At 48.6% G+C, this 21,075-nt stretch carries 24 protein-coding genes, 1 rRNA gene, 1 pseudogene and 1 riboswitch; of the genes and pseudogenes, 2 read left to right on the top strand and 24 right to left on the bottom strand.

Going from position 1 to position 21,075, the window contains the following annotated elements; genetic code table 11:
- Positions 1 to 15 precede the first annotated feature (15 nt).
- From glmU to AC50Y3_RS28550, 13 genes and pseudogenes are all read right to left on the bottom strand, one after another.
- Entirely contained in the window at positions 16 to 1,416 is a 1,401-nt protein-coding gene (gene glmU, locus AC50Y3_RS28610) for a bifunctional UDP-N-acetylglucosamine diphosphorylase/glucosamine-1-phosphate N-acetyltransferase GlmU (RefSeq protein WP_494822109.1), read from the bottom strand.
- Positions 1,417 to 1,633: 217 nt separating this feature from the next.
- Positions 1,634 to 1,921 (bottom strand): septation regulator SpoVG, encoded by a 288-nt coding sequence (gene spoVG / locus AC50Y3_RS28605; protein ID WP_090985913.1) that lies wholly within the window; start codon positions 1,919 to 1,921, stop codon positions 1,634 to 1,636.
- A 129-nt stretch (positions 1,922 to 2,050) separates the two neighbouring features.
- Entirely contained in the window at positions 2,051 to 2,443 is a 393-nt protein-coding gene (locus tag AC50Y3_RS28600) for a RidA family protein (RefSeq protein WP_090985915.1), read from the bottom strand.
- Between the two features lie 27 nt (positions 2,444 to 2,470).
- Positions 2,471 to 3,310 (bottom strand): pur operon repressor, encoded by an 840-nt coding sequence (purR, locus tag AC50Y3_RS28595; RefSeq protein WP_494822108.1) that lies wholly within the window; start codon positions 3,308 to 3,310, stop codon positions 2,471 to 2,473.
- Positions 3,311 to 3,393: 83 nt separating this feature from the next.
- Positions 3,394 to 4,248: a 4-(cytidine 5'-diphospho)-2-C-methyl-D-erythritol kinase gene (gene ispE / locus AC50Y3_RS28590; protein WP_494822107.1), complete on the bottom strand. Its 855-nt coding sequence runs from the start codon at positions 4,246 to 4,248 to the stop codon at positions 3,394 to 3,396.
- A gap of 361 nt (positions 4,249 to 4,609) precedes the next feature.
- Positions 4,610 to 4,783 (bottom strand): annotated as a pseudogene (locus AC50Y3_RS28585) (small, acid-soluble spore protein, alpha/beta type); the annotation flags it as partial.
- Between the two features lie 168 nt (positions 4,784 to 4,951).
- The gene (veg, locus tag AC50Y3_RS28580) at positions 4,952 to 5,224 is read right to left on the bottom strand and encodes a biofilm formation stimulator Veg (RefSeq protein WP_090985921.1); all 273 of its coding nucleotides are present in this window, start codon (positions 5,222 to 5,224) and stop codon (positions 4,952 to 4,954) included.
- Between the two features lie 151 nt (positions 5,225 to 5,375).
- A complete protein-coding gene (yabG, locus tag AC50Y3_RS28575; protein ID WP_494822106.1) occupies positions 5,376 to 6,251 on the bottom strand; it encodes a sporulation peptidase YabG in 876 nt (291 codons plus the stop codon).
- A gap of 65 nt (positions 6,252 to 6,316) precedes the next feature.
- Positions 6,317 to 7,219 (bottom strand): 16S rRNA (adenine(1518)-N(6)/adenine(1519)-N(6))-dimethyltransferase RsmA, encoded by a 903-nt coding sequence (gene rsmA, locus AC50Y3_RS28570; protein WP_494822105.1) that lies wholly within the window; start codon positions 7,217 to 7,219, stop codon positions 6,317 to 6,319.
- Complete coding sequence (gene rnmV, locus AC50Y3_RS28565; protein ID WP_494822104.1) at positions 7,219 to 7,782, bottom strand: ribonuclease M5; 564 nt, start codon at positions 7,780 to 7,782, stop codon at positions 7,219 to 7,221. Before rnmV ends, rsmA begins: the two co-directional genes overlap by 1 nt.
- Before the next feature lie 117 nt (positions 7,783 to 7,899).
- Positions 7,900 to 9,048, bottom strand: coding sequence for a resuscitation-promoting factor (locus AC50Y3_RS28560; RefSeq protein ID WP_494822103.1), 1,149 nt, complete (start codon positions 9,046 to 9,048; stop codon positions 7,900 to 7,902).
- A 222-nt stretch (positions 9,049 to 9,270) separates the two neighbouring features.
- A riboswitch (cyclic di-AMP (ydaO/yuaA leader) is annotated at positions 9,271 to 9,554 on the bottom strand.
- A gap of 187 nt (positions 9,555 to 9,741) precedes the next feature.
- Complete coding sequence (locus AC50Y3_RS28555) at positions 9,742 to 10,506, bottom strand: TatD family hydrolase (protein ID WP_494822102.1); 765 nt, start codon at positions 10,504 to 10,506, stop codon at positions 9,742 to 9,744.
- Positions 10,507 to 10,527: 21 nt separating this feature from the next.
- Positions 10,528 to 11,844: an HD domain-containing protein gene (locus tag AC50Y3_RS28550; protein ID WP_494822101.1), complete on the bottom strand. Its 1,317-nt coding sequence runs from the start codon at positions 11,842 to 11,844 to the stop codon at positions 10,528 to 10,530.
- Positions 11,845 to 12,118: 274 nt separating this feature from the next.
- Here AC50Y3_RS28550 and AC50Y3_RS28545 point away from each other — a divergent pair, with 274 nt between their 5' ends.
- Positions 12,119 to 12,373, top strand: a complete 255-nt coding sequence (locus tag AC50Y3_RS28545) for an AbrB/MazE/SpoVT family DNA-binding domain-containing protein (RefSeq protein ID WP_494822100.1) — start codon at positions 12,119 to 12,121, stop codon at positions 12,371 to 12,373.
- Between the two features lie 127 nt (positions 12,374 to 12,500).
- On the opposite strand, the gene rsmI is transcribed toward AC50Y3_RS28545, so the two are convergent.
- The 10 genes from rsmI to AC50Y3_RS28495 form a co-directional block, all read right to left on the bottom strand.
- Positions 12,501 to 13,400: a 16S rRNA (cytidine(1402)-2'-O)-methyltransferase gene (gene rsmI / locus AC50Y3_RS28540; protein WP_494822099.1), complete on the bottom strand. Its 900-nt coding sequence runs from the start codon at positions 13,398 to 13,400 to the stop codon at positions 12,501 to 12,503.
- The gene (locus AC50Y3_RS28535; protein ID WP_494822098.1) at positions 13,397 to 14,176 is read right to left on the bottom strand and encodes a tRNA1(Val) (adenine(37)-N6)-methyltransferase; all 780 of its coding nucleotides are present in this window, start codon (positions 14,174 to 14,176) and stop codon (positions 13,397 to 13,399) included. Before AC50Y3_RS28535 ends, rsmI begins: the two co-directional genes overlap by 4 nt.
- A 77-nt stretch (positions 14,177 to 14,253) precedes the next feature.
- Positions 14,254 to 14,601 (bottom strand): initiation-control protein YabA, encoded by a 348-nt coding sequence (locus AC50Y3_RS28530; RefSeq protein WP_494822154.1) that lies wholly within the window; start codon positions 14,599 to 14,601, stop codon positions 14,254 to 14,256.
- Between the two features lie 84 nt (positions 14,602 to 14,685).
- Complete coding sequence (locus AC50Y3_RS28525) at positions 14,686 to 15,486, bottom strand: PSP1 domain-containing protein (RefSeq protein ID WP_494822097.1); 801 nt, start codon at positions 15,484 to 15,486, stop codon at positions 14,686 to 14,688.
- 4 nt (positions 15,487 to 15,490) lie between these two features.
- Positions 15,491 to 16,468 carry a DNA polymerase III subunit delta' gene (gene holB, locus AC50Y3_RS28520; protein WP_494822096.1) on the bottom strand — a complete coding sequence of 326 codons (978 nt, stop codon included), beginning with the start codon at positions 16,466 to 16,468 and terminating at the stop codon, positions 15,491 to 15,493.
- A 19-nt stretch (positions 16,469 to 16,487) separates the two neighbouring features.
- Positions 16,488 to 16,931 carry a YaaR family protein gene (locus AC50Y3_RS28515; protein ID WP_494822095.1) on the bottom strand — a complete coding sequence of 148 codons (444 nt, stop codon included), beginning with the start codon at positions 16,929 to 16,931 and terminating at the stop codon, positions 16,488 to 16,490.
- A gap of 16 nt (positions 16,932 to 16,947) precedes the next feature.
- Positions 16,948 to 17,277 carry a cyclic di-AMP receptor DarA gene (darA, locus tag AC50Y3_RS28510; protein ID WP_090985945.1) on the bottom strand — a complete coding sequence of 110 codons (330 nt, stop codon included), beginning with the start codon at positions 17,275 to 17,277 and terminating at the stop codon, positions 16,948 to 16,950.
- A 73-nt stretch (positions 17,278 to 17,350) separates the two neighbouring features.
- On the bottom strand, positions 17,351 to 17,977 hold the full coding sequence (tmk, locus tag AC50Y3_RS28505) for a dTMP kinase (RefSeq protein ID WP_494822094.1): 627 nt from the start codon (positions 17,975 to 17,977) through the stop codon (positions 17,351 to 17,353).
- A 62-nt stretch (positions 17,978 to 18,039) separates the two neighbouring features.
- The gene (locus AC50Y3_RS28500; RefSeq protein ID WP_494822093.1) at positions 18,040 to 19,557 is read right to left on the bottom strand and encodes an aminotransferase class I/II-fold pyridoxal phosphate-dependent enzyme; all 1,518 of its coding nucleotides are present in this window, start codon (positions 19,555 to 19,557) and stop codon (positions 18,040 to 18,042) included.
- Positions 19,558 to 19,736: 179 nt separating this feature from the next.
- A complete protein-coding gene (locus tag AC50Y3_RS28495) occupies positions 19,737 to 19,925 on the bottom strand; it encodes a sigma factor G inhibitor Gin (protein WP_494822092.1) in 189 nt (62 codons plus the stop codon).
- Between the two features lie 222 nt (positions 19,926 to 20,147).
- Between AC50Y3_RS28495 and AC50Y3_RS28490 the strand changes: the two genes are divergently transcribed.
- Positions 20,148 to 20,678: a transposase gene (locus tag AC50Y3_RS28490; protein ID WP_494822091.1), complete on the top strand. Its 531-nt coding sequence runs from the start codon at positions 20,148 to 20,150 to the stop codon at positions 20,676 to 20,678.
- A 91-nt stretch (positions 20,679 to 20,769) separates the two neighbouring features.
- Here the strand turns inward: AC50Y3_RS28490 and rrf are convergent.
- A 5S ribosomal RNA gene (gene rrf, locus AC50Y3_RS28485) occupies positions 20,770 to 20,886 on the bottom strand.
- Positions 20,887 to 21,075: the final 189 nt, after the last annotated feature.

Raw genomic sequence — 21,075 nt, 5'->3', positions numbered from 1 at the left:
AACAACTTCTCACAATCAGCCTTTCGCCTTGCTATCCTTCTTTGCTTTCGCACGTCCGCGCAGCTTCTCTGCATACCCCGGTTTGTTGACCTGACGCTCGCGCGCGATGGCTACGTCATTGTCCGGTACATCCTGCGTAATCGTGGAACCCGCTACGACATAAGCACCTTCGCCGATCTTCACAGGCGCAACCAAATTGACGTTGCTGCCTACAAATGCACGGTCGCCGATTTCAGTCAGTGACTTGTTGTACCCATCGTAATTGACGGTAATCGCGCCGCAGCCGATATTCACGTCTTTGCCGACCTTCGCATCCCCAACATAGCTCAAATGGGAAACCTTCGTGCCTTCGCCGAGCTCGGCGTTTTTGATCTCGACGAAATCGCCGATTTTACAGCCTGCACCAAGCTTGGCACCCGGACGCAGATAGGCATAAGGACCTACTGCACATTCGTCGCCAATAACCGCTTCCACAGCGTTAGAATGCTTCACTGTTACCCCATTGCCGATTTCCGTATCCGTAATATCCGCATGAGGACCGATTACGCAATCCTCTCCGATTACGGTACGTCCGCGCAGCACGGTGCCCGGATAAACAATCGTGTCCGAGCCGATCACCACATCTGCTTCAATGTAGGTCGCAGCAGGATCGATAATCGTCACGCCGTTAATTTGATGCTTCCGGTTAATCCGAGCGCGCATAAGCGCCTCCGCTTCACCAAGGCCGACGCGGTCGTTTACGCCGATGCCCTCTGCGTAGTCAGGCGTGCAATAAGCGCCGACTGTTTCGCCTGCATTTTTCAATATTTCCATCACGTCGGTGAGGTAGAACTCCCCTTGTGCATTGTTGTTCGTCACTTTCTTAAGCGCCTGGAACAGCTTCTTATTGTCGAAGCAATACATCCCGGTATTGATCTCCGTAATCGCCGCTTGCTCAGGTGTACAGTCCTTCTGCTCCACAATTCGCAGAACATTACCGGCCTCATCGCGTATGATCCGTCCAAGTCCTTGCGGGTTAGGCACAATCGCCGTCAGTACGGTAGCTGCTGATTCTATCTTCGTATGAAGCGCAAGCAGCGCTGCAATCGTCTCTGAAGTCACCAGCGGGGTATCTCCGTATAGAATGACCGTCGTACCCGCTTCTTCACCAAGCAGCGGTTCTGCTTGCTGTACGGCATGGCCCGTACCTAGCTGCTGCTCCTGCAGCACGAACTCCACGCCATCCCCGAGATACGAGCGGACTGTTTCCGCGCCATGGCCTAGAACAACAACTGTGCGCTCACAGGCCGCATCTTGTACCGTCTGCAGCACATGCGCCACCATCGGCTTCCCACAAACCGGATGCAACACTTTATATAGTTTGGACTTCATTCGTTTTCCTTGTCCTGCTGCCAATACGATTGCCATTACTTTCAAAGAATGTCCCTCCCTAGCTTCTATATCCTATGTTATTCAAAATATAGCCCTTAACCACGGCTTATATTTCTCCGGAATGAACCTCGCAGCGCCGCCATATCGGACGGCCGCAGCCGATTCACCTTGCGTAAATGCTCTACTGAATATAGCGTATCTGTGGGCAAAAGAAAAGAGAGCCCGAGCGGGCTCTCTTCACTAGACGTCTTGATACCTTGATTTAGGCGCCTTCTTCGATTGCTACATCTTCTTCCGTCGCTGCACGTTCGTATTCTGCTAGGACGGCAGCTTGGATTTTCTCCCGTGTCGTCGAAGAAATAGGGTGTGCGATATCGCGGAATTCTCCATCAGGAGTACGCTTGCTTGGCATTGCCACAAACATTCCATTGTTACCGTCAATCACGCGAATATCGTGAACGACAAACTCATTGTCAATGGTAATTGAGGCGATTGCCTTCATCCGGCCTTCGGAATTAACTCGGCGGAGTCTAACATCGGTAATTTGCATCTGTGTTCACCACCTTTGCCTATCAAGGACTTGGTGTATACTTCCACGTTTCAATGCGAATTCCTTCATGATTCTGGAAAATAACTGTATAGTTTGAAAATATTTTTTAAATCTAAATATTAATCTTTTCTATTCGACTTCAATCGCCACGATCAGCTCAATTTCGACAAGTACGTCCTTTGGCAGCCGCGCAACCTCAACCGTAGAACGAGCCGGTTTATGGTCACCGAAATAGGAAGCATAGATCGTATTAAGCGCTGCAAACTGATTCATATCTTTAATGAACACTGTCGCCTTCGCCACGTCAGCGAAAGTTGCGCCTGCTTCAGCGAGTACAGCCTGCAGATTACGGAATACTTGATGCGTCTGCTCTTCGATTCCACCTTCAACAAGAACGCCTTCCGCTGTCAGCGGAATTTGACCGGAGGTAAACAGCAGGTTGCCCAGTTTAATGGCTTGTGAGTATGGTCCAATGGCTGCGGGCGCTTGTGTAGTCGCCACGATTTGAGGTTGTGCTTTCATAAACAAGTAATCCTCCTCGGTTGTATGCTAAACGGTAGCCCGGGTAGTGAAATAGTTGCCCGGTACAACGGTTGTTTGTTTGGTCTTCATATCTACAGCCGTCAGCTTCGCCAACGACACATAATCCTCTAGCAGTCGGTCCTCGGTATCCAATTCACCGGACTCTACGAATACGCCAACTCCGGCTACCTTTGCATTAAATTCGAACAGCAAATCCATCATGCCTTGAATCGTTCCGCCGGCCTTCATGAAATCGTCAATGATCAGTACACGCGCATGTTCCTTCAACGCGCGGCGTGTAAGCGACATCGTTTGAATACGCTTATTGGAGCCCGATACGTAATTGATGCTCACAGCAGAGCCTTCCGTCACTTTATTGTCGCGACGCACAATAACAACAGGCAGATTCATACAAGCCGCCGTTGCATAAGCAAGTGGGATCCCTTTCGTCTCGACCGTCATGATGACATCGATATCCGAAGCTGCGAATGCGGTTGCAAACATTCGTCCAACATCTGCGAGCAGCCCTGGCTGTCCAAGCATATCCGTCATGTACAAGTAGCCGCCGGCAAGAACCCGCTCCGATTGCTCCAACTGACGGCAAATGCCGTTCATAATGCCAAGTGCCTCGGCCTGACCCATCTTCGGCGTATATTTCACGCCTCCGGCAGCTCCTGCCAACGTATGCAGCTCACCGAGTCCTTCTTCTTCGAATACCTCTTTAATAATCGCCAAATCCTCACTTATAGATGACTTGGCAGATTGGTAGCGATCAGCGAATGCTGTCAGAGAAATTAACGTATGGGGGCGTGTAAGTAAGTACTGCGTCATTTCTACTAACCTTGCACTCCGTTTTAACTTCTTCAACGTGTACTCCCCCCAGCCAAATCCGAATATTATAATGACATAATACCATTTTCATACGGATTTAATCAAGACGCACGTAGGCTTCATGTCAGCATTCTTACCACATAGACTTCTTTGCAAAATCCGCGGAGTCCGTTATAGATGCGTGAAACCTTCGCTTCTTTGCTTACAAGCCCGAAAACCGTTGGTCCGCTGCCTGACATTAACACGCCATCTGCGCCTAGACGCTGCATAATTTCCTTAAGCTGCAGCACCTCGGGGTGGAGCTGAAGCGTTACCGTTTCCAGGACGTTGCCCAGATACGTGCATACGCCGCCAAACGAGCCGCTTGAGATCGCGGACAGCATGTCCGCAGTAGATGGATGCTGCTTCAGCTCGGAAGCGCGCAGCTTCCCGTACACGTCTGCCGTGGAAACGTTGATCGGCGGCTTCGCCAGAATGACCCAGCACTGCGGCGGATTATTGATCCGCTCCAGCTTCTCTCCACGACCGCGTGCGATTGCAGTACCGCCCGTTACACAGAAAGGTACATCGGAGCCTAGCTCCGCGCCAAGCGTACACAGCTCTTCTTCGGAGATGCCCAGCTGCCATAGCCGATTGAGCCCGCGCAGCGTAGCGGCCGCATCGCTGCTTCCGCCGGCAAGACCTGCTGCTACCGGTATCTTCTTATCCAGATGAATATAGACGCCCTTGCGGACATTGTAGCGATCCTTAATCAGTCTTGCCGCCTGAAAGGCTAAATTCTTCTCATCGAGCGGGATATAGCCCGCCTGACTTGAAATAATGATGGTATCCCGCGGAAGCTCTTCCATCTCAAGCCGATCTGCTAAATCCACCATTGTCATGATCATTTCAACCTCGTGGAATCCATCCTCACGCTTACGCATGACATCCAGCAGCAGGTTGATTTTTGCCGGCGCTTTCTCATAAATCTTCATATGTAGGCTCACCCGTCCGTTATCGTTAAACTTCACATATTATAACAAAAGGTCATAAGAAAAGCTAAGAGGCATTGAGCAGTCTGCGGGCCTGCCCATCTTCTTAGCTTGAAATAACCCTTTATTGTGGTTGATAGTGGGACGCTTGCTGCTGTGCAGCCTGCATAGCTTGGGACATATAAGCCGGTACCATATTGGATGCCTGCTGCCGCTGTGGCGCGTAATTAGACTGCGATTGAGGCTGCATGTATGGACTGCGGGCAGGCTGCGGCGACTGATATGCCGATTGCGAATACGATGGCGATGATTGGTATGTTGGCTGCTGATAAGAAGACTGGGACTGTGCCTGCTGCGCGGCATACTGCTTAGCTGCAGCCTGCTCGGCAATTTGAATCGCACGTTTCACCATATTACCGGCGTCCTTTGCTTTAATGCCTCCCCAGCCTTCCTTCTGCACGGTATCATAGAAGCCCAGATCCTTCGCCAGCTCTTTCTTCAACTCTTCACTCATCATACCGCTGCGTCTGCGTGACATGAACACTCTCCTCCTTTGAAACGGGTAGTACCGTTAGTATGGTTGTTTTTATCGTTCTCATACGGAGGAAGAGGTAACGCCATACAGGTACAAAAAAAAAGTGCAGATCCTGCCTACGCTGCTTCTCGCCGCGCCTGCAAACCTGCACATGTTCGTATCCTATTTATCTCATTGTATATAGGTAATGCGTACTTGACCATCATCACTGTCCACCGTAACTTCAACGGACTCCGTCAATATATCGGCGTAGCTGTAAGAGACGCGCTTAAACGCATGCTGCTCTTGGTCGAGCCTGACAATAAATACAGAAGGGTAGATTTCTTCTAACACACCGGTCCGCTCAATCGTCTTTCGACGACCACCGTTAGCACGAAGACGGATTTTGGAGCCGACATGGGTTTCCAAACTGCGTTTGATTTCCAATAGCGCATTTTTTGCCATTGTGCACTACCACCTCTTTCCTTGTCCATTATAACCAAAAGGAGGTGGTTTGTCAAAAAATTATAATTATAACAGTGGAGTCACTTTGGTGTCAATATAAAAAAGGCTACTTTTTTCTCCGGTACGTATATTTTAGCCCGAAGCAGCCATATTATACAGTTGGCTTTACGCCGGTCAGCGTTTTAGGTTTAGGCAATCCCACCCGGAACTTCCCTAACGTTTCAATGCCCCCAACCCCGTCTATACCGCTGATTGTGCCATGAATGACATCTGATAAATTAATCGTTTCGCGAATGGACGTATAGCTTGCTTTGATCGCGACGTATACGGGATCCAAGGCGTGAATGAGCACTCGGCCCGGAGAACTGGCGAAGTTCGATCCATTCTGCAACAGCGCCTCATAATGGGATTGGCATGCACCTGCTACGACAATTAAGCTGTCTTTGCTTTTCTCATACTGACGCGCTATCCGTACCGCATTGACGAAATTTTGCGAGTTTTTGTAGCTGGCCAGGTTATGCAAATCGTCCTGGTTCCGCGTCTTAAGCACGCCGTCATGGCCGGTAATCACGACAATATCCGGTTTGATTTGCGGAAGCAGTCGGTACACCACGTCGGCCATTTGGGATTCATGCACGTATACCCCGTGGGCAGGGACGCGCATTTGCGTATACAGCTGCATGCTTTTTCTCATATAGTTGCTGTCCCCGTCCAAATGAAGTACTTTTCCGGGCACCTCAAAGTACGGCTGGGATTGGCTCTGCGCGCGCTGCAGTTCACGTTCAATTATCTGCTGCTCGCGTTGTTCCTGCATCCTTAGCGTGGACTCATTGGCCTTAATGCGTGCCTGCCTCGCCGCGCCGGAGGATTCCGGATCGCTCATAACGGACAAATCGACAATTGGCGCGTCTGCAAGCAGACGATAGTCGGTGCCCTTCAGGATGGCTGTCTGTTCTAGAATTGTCGCAACACGAAAAAGGACGTCCCCGCCATAGGATTTGCGGACGACCAGGTCCCCTTGCTTCATGGGCAAATCACCTCTTCGTCTATCCTATGGGGAGACGCCCCTGATGGTGCGCTCACTTTTATTTTTTAGTTAGTTGCTTGTAAGTCCGCAGCCAGCAGGGCACGGCTTAATGCGGCAAACTCTTCAAGCGACAGGGTCTCCCCGCGCCGGGACGGATCAACGCCGATGTCTTCAAGCAGCGGTCCGAGCTTCTCGCGATTGACTTTGCCTACATAAGCGGTCAAATTGTTCGCAATGGTTTTGCGGCGCTGCGCGAAACAGGCCTGAACCGTTTGGAAGAAATGCGCTTCGTCCTCGACTTCAACAGCCGGCTTTTCCCTAAGCGACAGCTTAATCACCGCGGAATCGACATTAGGCTGCGGAATGAATACCGTGTGCGGCACAATGCATACAAGCTCAGGCACGCAATAGTACTGTACAGCAACGCTAAGGCTGCCGTACTCCTTGCCGCCGGGCTTAGCAGCCATCCGCTGCGCGACTTCCTTCTGGATCATGACGACGATGTGCTCAAGCGGCAGCTTCTCTTCCAGCAGCTTCATGAGGATCGGTGTCGTCACATAATACGGCAGGTTCGCTACGACGCTTACGCCTGTGAGCCCGGCAAACTGCTCCTTCAGCAGTTCGGCGAGGTCAAGCTTGAGCACATCACCATGTACGACGTGCACATTCGGCGTATCGGCCAATACATCCCTTAGAATCGGAATCAGCCGATTGTCGATCTCAACTGCGGCTACGCGCCCTGCAGCGTGTGCCAGCTTCTGTGTTAATGCGCCGATACCCGGTCCGATCTCAAGCGCGCCTTTCGTCTCATCCAGCTCAGCTGCACTGACGATGTTGCGTAAAATATTTTGATCGATCAGAAAGTTCTGACCGAGGCTTTTCTTAAAGGTGAAACCGTATCTGGCGATAATGTCTTTCGTCCGCTTCGGTGAAGCAACATCGACACCCGCCTTAATTCCCTCTGTCATTATTGATCTCCTTCGCTCGCCTGCTCCATCGTGGTTAGAGCCCGCATAAATTCCTCGCGCGTGATGCGAAACATCGAACAGCGTTTATAGAACTGCTTGCCATTCGCATAGCCGATTCCGAGCAGATTGCCCATCTTCAGCCGTCTATCCGAAGCTTGCGGATGTACGAGCAGACCTGCCTGCATTAAATCATCCATCGTAACCTCGGCAAGACCTGCAGTGTCAGACGTCGCTTCTGTCCGCAAATTAGCGAGTGCTCGCTTAATGGCTTCCGGTGATGCGTTCTCGACACCAATGTCTCCTTTGTAGAGCGCCTCTTCCTGTGGGAGAAAGGCGTGCTTGCAGCCTGGTACTCGCTGCGCTACGATTTTGCGGATTCGCTCGCCTGCATGGTCAGGGTCGGTAAAAATAATAACGCCTCTTCGCTCCTGAGCTAACATAACGCGGCGGATAACCGCTTCGCCTATAGCCGAACCCCCGGTCTCAATGGTTTCTGCATCTACGGCTCGCTTGATGGCAACTGTATCATCTTTTCCTTCTACTACAATGATTTCTTTAATCATGGGACTCCATTCCTTCCCTTCCGTACAACATGCAAAAAGAAGAGGCATCGCCTCTTCTTATGATGGCATATTTACGTTCGAAATACGATACGCATGTTCATACCGCGGAAATACTTCCTATACGGCTTCCGGCTTCTTCGGCCCAAGCACATATACGGTATAGCCCCGCTTCCGACCAAACTTATCGGCATACGACTCGCTGTCAAAATAAACATCAATCTTGTTGCCTTTGACTGCGCTGCCCGTATCCTCTGCACGGCGGAAACCGATCCCTTCGATATACACCCACCAGCCGATCGGAATGACTTTCGGATCGACCGCAATGGTACGGCCTTCCTGAACGCGTGATCCCGATGCGGTTATGCCGTACTGTGGATGGTTCTTTCCTTTACCTGTTGAAGCCAAGCCGGCTGAATAAGCCGTAAGGGTTACGTTCTTCAATACTTTCTTTGCACTGAATGTAACGCCCCGCTTCGTCATGGTAGATACACTCGGCGAATTCGCCCTTAGCATCGTTACCTTCGGCTCAGGCTTCTTCGTCCCGACTGACACGATCTGATCGACAGATGGTGACTTGGTCAACTTCTCGACCAGTGTCTGTGAGACTAGAACGCCGTCTTCGAAAGTCTTTTCATAACGCTTAACGACAGTGCCTTGTTTACCCGTTTGGACAAGCTGTTCTTTCCCTAGCGCAAGCTTGGGATTATCCTTCTTCACAATGGAGAAAGGAACGGGGTGGGTACTCTCCGAGATCTTCGTGTCAATCCGAGTGATCGAGATGATCATATTCGGTTTAAGTGTCGAGGATAATGAAGGTACTACCTTATCTTGACTGCGTATCGATATATGAGCCTGATCGATCGCCGCCTGTACGGTTCTTTCTGTCGTGTACAACGTTCTTGCTTTGCCGTCAGCTTTTACAATAAGAGGCACCGCTTGATCGATAACGATTCGGTCACCGTCTTTAATACCGCCATCCAGCGGCATCGACACTTTATCATAAGTGCCAACTGCAATAGCTTGTTCATCCAGTAGGCGTTGAAGGACCCATTGCTTCGTAGAGACAATGGTTTCTCGTCCATTCACTACTACGGACACGCGCTTGTCAGCCGTTCCGTACAACAACACCAGAAACATGAAAGTCATAGCGATTGAGATCATGGCGCTTAGTACAATTAAACGCACGTTCTCATGCTTCCATCGCAATGCGAAAGACATGCTGGATGATCGTTTCCCATGGGTGTCCTTAAGCTGGAGTGCTCCCATTTCTTCGGTCCTCCTTACATAGCCCCGCCGCCTTTGTTACGCATGATTACATAGACGCGACTATAGAGATTTTCTTTCCAATTTCCGCCCCGGACCACTTCCATAATACAGCTTTTGTCGTCAGTTTATGCTTCTTTCAAACAAAAAGAAGCCCGACGACAGAGGATCTGTTTCGTGGCTTCCCATTAGACAATGGTAGCATGGAGTTGCATTCACGAGGTTGATCTCTCTTATTGACGCTTGCGAGGTTAGCTGTCGGATTCGGACGTGAGAGTCGCCCTATTCGCTAATGGCACGATTAACATTGCTGCGCCGGTCGCAAAATTCACCCCAAGAAGAATTTCATGTCTATCACTGTCTGCCTTTGTACAAAACAGTGTCGCCCTTTAGTCGACGAACACGTTTTTAAGGAGAAGAAACGAACAAGCTGTTTCTTCTTGCTACAAACAGTTTCAACAATTGGTTCCCCCGCTCTCCGATCATCGGAGATTAAGCGTTTTATTGGAAAAGGAATACAAGTTTTGTTGCTCTGAAATGAATCATAACGTCTACCGCGCCACATTGTAAAGAACTGATTAATGACGATTTTAACGAATTTCAAGGAAAAATAGGCGAAAAGTAAGCAATTTCTTCAAAAAAAATCAGTTTTATCACGAGAATAGTCCCAAATCCTTGCTTTCAAAGCCGTTTTCATCAGATTCCAAAACATTTCATTGCATTTTCCGTGGTTATTTTGCCGACTTCCTCCACACTTTTACCTGTTATCTCCGAAATCGTGTTTGCTACAAGACGGACGAAAGAAGACTCATTTCGTTTCCCTCGATGGGGATGCGGTGCCAAATATGGAGCATCCGTTTCGATCAAAATCCGGTCCAAAGGCACTTGTGAAAGCACTTCCTTTGGCACCCTTGCATTGGTGAATGTAAGCGGTCCACCGAATGAAATATAGAAGTTCATATCGAGACATTGTTTCGCCGTTTCCCAGCTGCCGGAGAAGCAGTGCATGACGCCGCCAACGTCCTTGGCGCCCTCTTCTCGGAGCAAGGTAACGACATCCTCATGGGCATCACGGTTATGGATAACAATCGGCATCTTTTTCTGCTTAGCTAATTGGATTTGCTCGCGAAATACACGCTGCTGAACATCCTTAGGCGAGGTATCCCAGTGATAATCCAGTCCAATTTCACCGATCGCCACGACCTTCGGATGATCGCAGAGCGACGCAATCCAATCCAAATCCTCTGGCCGCATATCAATGCTGTCAACCGGATGCCAGCCGACGGCGGCATAAATAAAGGAATACTGCTCGGCAAGTGCCATCGTGGTTGGAATGGTTTCACGGTTGAAACCGATATTGATGAGCTTATGTACGCCGGCAGCCTGCGCTCTTTCGATAACTTCCGCCCGGTCTTCGTCGAATTTATGCGAGTCTAAATGCGTATGCGTGTCGATTAACATGGTGTCTTTCGGAACCCCTTTCTACATTAAAGCAAATAATTCGCGGAGTTTCGCAGGCAGCCTGTGGGCTGATTCGCGCAGCGGTTCCTCCGGGTAATAAAGGTGGTACTTACCTTGATGGATACCCGTTATGGATCGAATGATATCCGAACGGCTTGAAATTTCCGACAATTGTTCATCATGGCTCAGCAGCAGAATCGGAGGTTTTTCCTCTTTGCCTGCAGCGGTTGTTGAACCGGGACGATAAACATCGTAGGGCATGTCGTAGGGAAAGTCAATTTCCAGGTGATAGTCCGGATGAAGGCCGATTTCTCGCAAGTGGTCGCGTATTTCCTGCCATAGCTTCTCATCGGGATGATCCATCGTAACATACTTGTACAGCTTGCGATTGAGAAACCGGCGGCATAGGTCCGATAACACAGCATCAGGCTCATGGACCCATTGGGCGAAAGCCGTTTGAACAAGTGCTTCGTCCAGATCCAAATAGGCTTCAATGTCCATTGTGCCCGTAAGCAGCCTCTTTATTGGCTTCATTAATGTATGAAATTTATATTCACTCCCGAAGAGCTCCTTCGCCCTTCGAAAGATTTGCCTTAATATGATTTCCGAGCTTCTTGTAACCGGGTGAAAATAAACCTGCCAGTACATCTGATAGCGAGACATGAGATAATCCTCGACCGCATGCATGCCGCTTTCCTTCACCACGATTCTGCCTTGATATGGCCGCAATACCCGCAATATTCGCTCCAGATCGAAGGTACCGTAATTCACCCCTGTAAAATACGCATCTCTAAGCAAATAATCCATGCGGTCGGCATCCATTTGACTGGAGACCAGACTAACGACAATCGGTTGATGATAGGTTTTGCAAATAACAGCGGCTATACGCTCGGGATAGCTCGGATCAAATTCCCATAAGACTGCATTGATCTCCGTATTTCCAAGCAAAATGCGGCAGGTCCACTCCTCATGATGGCTGTCGAACACATCTTCTATGGAGTGAGAGAAGGGGCCGTGTCCGATGTCATGAAGCAAAGCTGCACATAGGGCAACGAGCTTTTCTTCCTTTGGCCAATCGGTATAGCCGCCGCGCTCAAACTGAGAGATGATTTTACGGGTAATCTCGTAAACGCCAAGGGAATGCGAGAACCGGCTGTGCTCTGCGCCATGAAAGGTCAAATAGGATGTGCCAAGCTGGCGAATACGGCGTAGCCGCTGAAATTCCCTTGTATTAATTAGTTCCCAAATCAGTCGATCCTGAACGTAAATATACTTATGTACGGGATCCTTAAATACTTTCTCTTCCGCGAGTTTTTCTTCTCGATGAGCAGCACTCATGTCGAATCACGCTCCTTAAAGTTCAATCATTCGACACAAATGTCGAACTAATGTCGAATAATGTCGCAATATCATTTCCAACCGCACTTCGTTTGAAGTACTATATATATATTGAATAAGTGCCTATTTACGGCGGTAATCGGTTATAACTGGTCACAATTACCGTTAAAACCAGGTTGACTATTATGGGAAACGTTGGTATTATTAAGGCATTAAATGATAGAATTTTGTCGAATGATGACGAGTTAATCCATTGCGAAGGGGAATTTTAGATATGATGAAATCTACCGGTATTGTTCGTAAAGTAGATGAGCTGGGACGCGTAGTAATTCCGATTGAATTGCGCCGTACGCTTGGAATAGGTGAGAAGGATGCTCTTGAAATCTACGTGGATGGCGAGCGCATCATGCTGAAGAAATACGAGCCGGCTTGTATCTTCTGTGGCAACGCTGAGAATGTCGCTTATTTCAAAGGCAAAATCGTTTGTAACGTTTGTTTAACAGAAATGCCAGCTCCCGTTACAAAATAAGAGACAAATTCAGATTTATAGGTTATAATACATTTATCAAACCTGTTAATTCTAACCTTTTTTATACTCCTTGATGCCTTCCTGAGCCATAATGGTCAGGAAGGTCTTTTTTTTCTATAGCATTCTTCTATTTTTTCATTACTTCATTATATACATCACGTTTTTGCATTCCTCGGTCAAGCGCTGTTCGTTTGATGGCTTCTTTCCGATCCTCACCTTGTTCCTCGTACCGGCTAACATGCTCCTCCAGCTCTAACCCGCTCCACCATACCGGATCATCCAGCTGCAACTGAGCAGCTTCTTCTTTACTCACACCTGCAATAACCAAACAGTACTCGCCAAGTGGAGGATTCTCTTCCAGCCAAGCCATACACTCGGATATCGTTCCCCGTGCAGCTTCTTCATGGCGCTTCGTTAATTCTCGAACCATCGCCATCTTCCGATCACCCAGCTGTTCAAGCATCACTGCAAGTGTCTTTACAATCCGGTGCGGCGATTCGTAACAAATTAATGTAGCCTCTTGCCTTTGTAATTGCTGCAGCCAAGCCGTAAGCGACTTGCGTTCCCGTGGGGGGAAACCCGTAAACAGAAACTTCTCAGTAGACAGACCGGAAATGATGAGTGCAGATAACGCTGCATTAGCTCCCGGAATCGGTACAATCGCAATGCCGCTTTCAGCGGCGGCTGCAACAAGATCGGCACCTGGATCGGATATGGCCGGAAGCCCTGCATCACTTACCAGTGCAATGGATTGCCCGCTGGCCAACAATCTAATGAGCTCTGGTCCGCTGGCTTCTTTGTTATGCTCATGGTAGCTGACAAGCCTAGTCGCAATTTCAAAGTGAGCCAATAGCTTGCGTGTTTGGCGCGTATCCTCGGCTGCAATCATATCGACTTCTTTTAAAATTCGAATCGCCCGAAAAGTCATGTCCTCTAGGTTACCGATTGGTGTTCCAACCAGATACAATGTTCCGGCTCCATCCGTGCTACCGGCATCCGATGCATGAAAACTACGTTGTACGATCATTTGCTCGAATCCCTCGTTCCCGCTTCTGGCGCTTGATCGCCATAATAAATCCGCATTAACTCTTCATTATATTGTCGCTGTTCATTATATACGATCATCGGCGGCAGCAGCTTCACATCCGGCTTGCCATCCCTAGCCGCTTCAATTAAGATCATATTGGCTTCAGCACCTGCATGCGAATGCACGAATCGAATCCGCTTCGGCTCCAGCTTCCATTTGCGGAACGTTTCCAATAGTTCAACCAACCGATTAGGACGATGCACCATGGCAACCCGGCCACCTGGTCGTACATGCCGAGCGCATGCTGCCACGATGTCATCCAGCGTCCCATTACGCTCATGCCTAGCCGCTGCAAAATGCTCATTCTCGTTCTGATCCCCCGTACCAGCCGGCATGTAGGGTGGATTTACCGTAATCACATCGTAATTACCATGTCCGCTTTGTTTATAAAAATCACGAAGATCGCCTTCATAAATACGAATACGGTCTTCGAGCCCATTCGCCTTTACACTTCGCCTTGCCATGTCTGCCAGCCGAGGTTGAATTTCAACGGCATCAATCTGTGCTTTCGTCCTTGTCGTTAGGAGCAGCGGTATGACGCCATTTCCCGTGCATAGATCCAAGATTTTACCGCGAGGCGGCACAGCCGCGAAACGAGCCAGCAATACGGCGTCCATCGAGAAGCTGAACACTTCCCGACTCTGAATAATATGTAATTGATGCGTTAGTAAATCATCGAGCCTTTCGTTCGGCTCCAGTGTTACTTCATTAACCATGATTCTTTGCTCCTTACGTCTGCCAAATTCGAACCGCTTGAATATGCAAACAAGACCCTATGGAAGGGTCTTGTCTCTTATTCCTTATTGAGAAACGAAAGGCAGAACAAACAATCGCCTTCCGTTCGCAAATGTCCATAATACAAATTACAAATATGAAAACCTTCATGATACAATCTCGCCAAATTGTCATACCCTTGCCCAACGCCTATTGCGTCACTTGCCAGCACAGGCTCATCGTTTGGCATGGCATGAGAATCATCTTCCACAGCTGCGGCCGGTACCGGCTTAGGGATTTGACTGGCCGTTTCCCGCTTTAATACTTTGCGCAACTGCTGATTTTCTATGCTAAGCCGGTTGTTTTCTTCCAAGAGCGACTTGATTTTCTGCTTCATCGCTCCCAGTTCCAGATGTAGGCTTCCCATATGGGATTCCAATTCGCTTATTTGACTAAATATGTCTTTTTTCAAGTCTCCACCCCAAGGCTATACAGCTTCGGATTTGCTTACTTATTTCACAACAACATCATCAAGCGGTAGTTCCTTCGGTTTGCCACCATCGAACAGCTGTACATAAACCGATTTGGAGCCCGCATTAATTCCGGTAACTTTACCTTCACCATAAGAAGTGACAACAATCTTTCCTACTGCCGGCAATTCTTCGCGAACGCTCTCATAATTGTCATGCTCATATTTCAAGCAGCACATGAGACGGCCGCACAAGCCGGAAATTTTGGTCGGATTAAGTGATAAGTTCTGATCCTTCGCCATCTTGATGGACACCGGTTCAAAATCGCCAAGCCAAGTTGAACAACATAATACACGGCCGCAAGGTCCAATACCGCCAAGCATCTTCGCTTCATCCCGCACACCGATTTGTCTAAGTTCAATTCGCGTACGGAACACGCTGGCCAGATCCTTAACGAGTTCGCGGAAATCGACGCGACCTTCAGCTGTGAAGTAAAAAATAATCTTGTTGCGATCGAACGTAAATTCGACATCAACGAGTTTCATTTTAAGCTGATGATCTCTTATTTTCTCAAGACAGGTCGCAAATGCATTGCGTGCGGCTGCCTTGTTTTCATCGACAATTTTGGCGTCGTTGTCACCGGCGATCCGAATGACTTTCTTAAGGGGCAGGACAACATCTGATTCTCCGACTTGCTTCTGTCCAACCACTACTTTACCGTATTCAATCCCTCTTGCCGTCTCAACAATGACATGCTGATCCTTATCAATCGGGAAATCGACCGGGTCAAAATAATAGATTTTGCCCGCCTTCTTGAAGCGGACACCAACGACGTTATACAACGTTTCACCCCTCCTGTACACGGATTAGCAGCTGCTCAAGCGCTAATTGCGGCGATACATGCGCGCGCATGCGTTTGCCTGCCTCAAGCGTATACTCCATACATTTCACCCAGCCCTCAGCCGAACGTGAGAATGCATGCTTACCAATCCAATCAAGCTGATCTATAAAAACAAGAGCCTCGTGTCTTCCTGCCTGAAAATGAATCATATCTTTATACCATAAAACGAGTAATGACAACAGAAGCTGAGGCTGCTCACCAAGCTCCGTCTTAAAAATATGCTGTTGCGCAGACATCATCGCCGCAGTAAACCGCGTGAGACTGTCCTTTCCTAATTGTATCACTACGTTTCTCATTTCTGCAAACCCATTCTGCTGGATAAGCGTCCTGCACGCATCTAATCCCGATGCGAGATGGACGGCAGCACGGGCTGGCAGCTGAGGAACACCTTCATTCGCCAATGTTTGCAGCATGTCATTGGGTGCAAGCGGCATAAACGGAACCCACTGCGTTCTGGAACGAATCGTTGGCAGAACGGCTTGCCCATTCTCCGTCAGAAGAATGGCAACTACCGGTGACTGCGGCTCTTCCAGAAACTTAAGCAGGCTGTTCGCGGCTTGAAGCGTCATCGTTTCAACACGCTGTACGATATAGATTTTGCGTGAAGTGCTTATATTTCGATAGGCGAGCTCTCTTTGAAGCTCGCGAATTTGGTCGATTTTAATGGAATTGCCATCTGGTTCTACCAGATGCAAATCCGGCTGGTTGCCATGCTCAAACTTCCGGCACTCCAAGCATTCGCCGCAAGCGTCATCGCCTTCGCCTGTACAGAACAGCGCTTTGGCAAAAGCCATAGCCATGTTCATCCGCCCGCTTCCGGGCGGCCCGCTGAATAAATAGGCATGCGAAACTTTGCCGCTTGTCAGCGCATAATACAAAATGCGTTTCGCTTTCGGTTGCCCGGCAAGCTGTGCAATGCTCATGGTAAAGATCCCCTCTATGCTAGAAAAACAAATTAATTAGAATACCGCGAATATCTCCGACCTTTTGCAGCAGCTCAAGCCGTCCTTCTTCGCTTTCAAGCAGCTCTTCGCCCATTAAGATGAGGGAAGAATCAATTTCCTCTAATAACTTATAACGCTTTGTTCTGCCGCGACGGTCAAATCCGCGCGTTTCTTTCATGCCGATACCCCGTCTAACGGTATCTTCAAGGAATTGCTTCACCATCTGGCGATAGAGTCGCAACTCTCTAACGGTCATCGATCTTGCGAGCCGCTCGCCTTGATTATGAATATTTTGCAGTTTCTCCTGCAATTGTTCAATGGTACGCTGTTCATCCTGAAAATTCATAACATCTGCAAAGTTCTTAGGCGCAATCGGTTTGGAGCCGAGATCCGGCCGCGCGCGGTCTTGCCCTAAAGGACGCCAGCCCGGATTAATCTTCATTGAAGTTCACGTCCAATCAGAAATGTTCGAACCGCTCTACTGGCACTACGAATACGGCAGCACCGCCGACTTGCACTTCAACAGGGAACGGAATATAGGCATCGGTTGTACTGCCCATAGGAGACACAGGTGAAACAAGCTGATCGCGGACTTTACAGTTCGAACGAATAACCGTCATAACCTCATGAACCCGTTCATCCTCAATACCGATCATGAAGGTTGTGTTGCCTGCACGCAGAAACCCGCCGGTACTAGCCAGCTTCGTTGCTCGGAATCCTTCTCTTACAAGTGCATTCGACAACCGGTTGCTATCTTTATCCTGTACAATCGCAATAACTAATTTCATCAATATCCCTCCTAAAATTTTCGAAAGACATCGTTACATTATTATTAATTTGACATCCCTTGTAAATAATCCTTTAAAATCGTCTATTTATTATAGCAATTACATCATTCAACACATTCTCCTGCGTTTGTTCGGCATCAACCCGTACAATTCGATCCGGATCGGCAGCCATCAGCATGCGATAGCCTTCTCGCACCTTCTCATGGAAAGCCATACTCTCTAAGTCGAGTCGGTTAATCTCCCGTCCGGACGTCGCATTAATTCGTGCTATGCCGGCTTCCGCAGATATATCCATCCATATCGTTAACTGTGGCATGAAGCCTTCTATTGCAAATTGGTTGATGGACCATACTTCCTCAATGCCAAGTCCACGCGCGAAACCTTGATAGGCTAGACTGCTGTCGACAAAACGATCGCATATGACAACATCGCCTTGTGCAAGTGCCGGCAGTACCTTCTCAACAAGATGCTGACGTCTGGCTGCGGCGTAGAGAAGTGCCTCTGTTCTCGCATCCATCGATGTATTCGCTGTATCCAGAATCACATTCCGGATTTGCTCGGCAATCGGGATGCCTCCTGGTTCTCTTGTCATCATGACATTTCTGCCTTGGGCCCGAAGTGCATGGACTACGCCTTCAATAAGGGTCGTTTTACCTGCTCCTTCGCCGCCTTCTATCGTCAAAAACAAACCTTTTTTCACTTCAGTACTCCTCTGTCTGTTAATACCCTTATCATATCAAAGCCAATCATAGGCGTAAACGACTAGCCTGTCCGCAATACGGTTATCGTCCGCATCGTCGGATCTGTCGCACCCTGACATCGCGCGCCATGCTCCATTAGTTGTTGAATATATAGAATTGCTTCCTCCGTAATGCGTTCCCCTTCATATAAGAGAGGTATGCCAGGGGGATAAGGAACTACCGCTTCTGTGGTATATCTTCCCGCAGACTTCGACAATGGGATGGTTTCTACTCCATTCGAAGCATGTTTTACACCTGATCTCGTGAACGCTACCGGTTCTGACAAAGTTCGATGATAATCGATTGGCATATCGAGAGGTTGCTTAGCTTCCAGCCCTTCACTCTCAATCTCTTCTGCTATTGCTGTCAGCGCTTGTTTAAGCCTATCTACATCTGAATCGGATGCCGCAAGTCCGAATAACAATACAACATAACGCAGATCCGCCATCTCAGCATAACAGCCATACTGTTCTAAGCGCTGCTGCAGGTCAAACCCAGACAATCGCCCATGTGCTTCTTGCAATACAACACGAATCGGATCCACTCTAATCGCATCAGTTAAGGAATCTCCTTGTTCTTCAACAAGTGTTAAAGTCTTATAAGCTGAATTGTCTTTGAGCCAATCCCTAAACTGGTTAGCGGCACGAACACCTAGTTCAAAAAGTTCGCTTCCATACGCTTGCAGCATTGCCCGCGTCATATCAAGCGAAGCCATGATGGGATACGATGGGCTTGAGCTCTGCACCATTCGCAGTGCATCGGCAAGCACCATGGTATTTATCCGAGGACCCTGAACATGCAGCATGGCGCCCATCGTCAATGCCGGCAAAGTTTTATGTGTCGATTGCACAACAGCATCCGCGCCTGCTTGCATAGCGGGACGCGGAAATGCCGGATGCAGCCCATAGTGGGCGCCATGCGCTTCATCCACAAGCAGCAGCATATCATGAGCATGAATTCGCTTTGCATATGGCTCCAAATCTATGCTCAACCCATAATAGCTGGGGTTCGTAAGAAATACAGCTTTCGCCTCTGGGTATTTAGTCATAGCTTCTTCGATTTGCGAGATCTCCGGGAGAACGTCCAGATTGCTGCCTGCGTCCTTGCGAGGCATGATAAACACTGCACTTGCCCCTGCAAGCTTTAAACCGTTTAAAACCGATTTGTGCGCGTTACGCTGCACGATGACTAGGTCTCCAGGCCCACATACAGCCAGCAGCATAGCAAGGTTACCAACTGTGCTGCCTCCGACAAGGAAGAACGTCTGCTGTGCGCCGAACACCTCTGCAGCTAATGTCTGTGCTTCCTGAATGATACCTGAAGGTGCATGGAGATCGTCGGTTCCCGAGATTTCGGTTACATCAATCTTCATTATATTTTGAAATGCCTGTAATGCGTCGTCGTTCATACCGGTCATATGAGTAACAGACTGACCATACTTATGGCCAGGCACATGAAAGCTTACAGGATTCGACTGCTGCAAGGCTTTAAGTGCATCGAATAGCGGCGCATGCCACTGTTTGTTCTGAGTGTGTGCCAAGCAACTTTCCTCCTGATTAAACTTGATCTTTCTTTCATCATAATCCATTATGACGTCAACATAAACCTGCTGTAGACACAGTCCAATAAACAAAATAACCCCTAACCATTCTCGGGTAAATGTACAACTCGAGACGATATAGGGATTACTTGCTCATTCCGCTGATGCTGTACGTCCGTTTAGGCATTATTTTGCATCCAGATCCGCTTTAGTTGGTGTATAAAGAAAGGGTATTTAGCATCCTGCACTTCCGTACGTACCATCTCAACCTCACACGTTTCACAAATAAACTCATCAATGATTCGAATGCCTTGTTCTTTCTCATGACCGCAAATAATGCATGAGTTTCCCGCAGTCTCTTCCATCATTTCGTTTCACCTCATCCAAGTGAAAATATGTCATTGCTTCTAGTATGCCACAAAGTCTAGCAAACTATACAACTTTCATAGCCCATTTCAAATAGTAATACAGTCTATGTCGAAGTGCCCAGATTGGTGACGACGGGCTTGCACTTCTTTCGAAGGGAAGTCTACAAATTAACAAACCATTTACCGATACATGGTGTAGAAGGCAGAAAGGCGTGACACATCATGCGCGGTAAACTTGCTGAACAAGAGAAAGCAACAATCTATCAATATCAACTTATCCAAAAGGTGCTCGTACGAGACGAACTGCGGCGAAGCCATCTCAGTATACTAGCCATTCTTGCTATCTTCCTCTGGCTCATGTATCAAATGGACGGTATGAAAGCACTCGGTGTCGGGTTCATCAGTGCCTTCGTCATTCAATTCATTATTACTCGATTAACACTCATTCGTGTTGACGAGCCGGATGATCGCAGATGGGGCTGGCGCATTATGCCGCCATGGATCGGCTATATCCCTACAGCTCACATTGAACTCGCGTTGTATCGCAGATTGCATCGGCACTTACTATGGCTTGGTCTATGCGCCATTGGCGTCTTCTACCCATGGGCCAACGAAGCTACAATGATCAGCCTAATTATGTGCCATGTTTGGATACTTGCACCTCGGCTCGTCATTATGCGCAAGCTGCGCAAGGCTAAAAGAAACGGCGTGCTTCGCATCGCTATTTCGGAAGTCAGCTACTATCATCGGTAACCCGTTTCGAAAGAAACGGAACGAAAATGCAGCTGACTTTCTGTATGAATACAACAAAAAACCGACCGTATACATACGGTCGGTTCATCGTGCTTGGCAACGTCCTACTCTCCCAGGACCCTGCGGTCCAAGTACCATCGGCGCTGGAGGGCTTAACGGTCGTGTTCGGGATGGGTACGCGTGGTTCCCCTCCGCCATCGCCACCAAACGGTGAAATCGCGTTAGCGATATTCTGTACAAAGCTTGCGCCTTGAAAACTGGATACGAACCTTTGCGAAGGTCTTGTTTAGCTGATCTTGTCCGAAGTTGAACATCCGAGCGAATGTTCGTAGGATAAGCCCTCGACCGATTAGTATTCGTCAGCTGCATGCATTGCTGCACTTCCACCTCGAACCTA

The sequence above is a fragment of the Paenibacillus sp. J22R98 genome, assembly GCF_059383835.1.
Note: the sequence above shows the minus strand (reverse complement) of the source record. Positions and strands in the feature narration are given on the sequence as shown.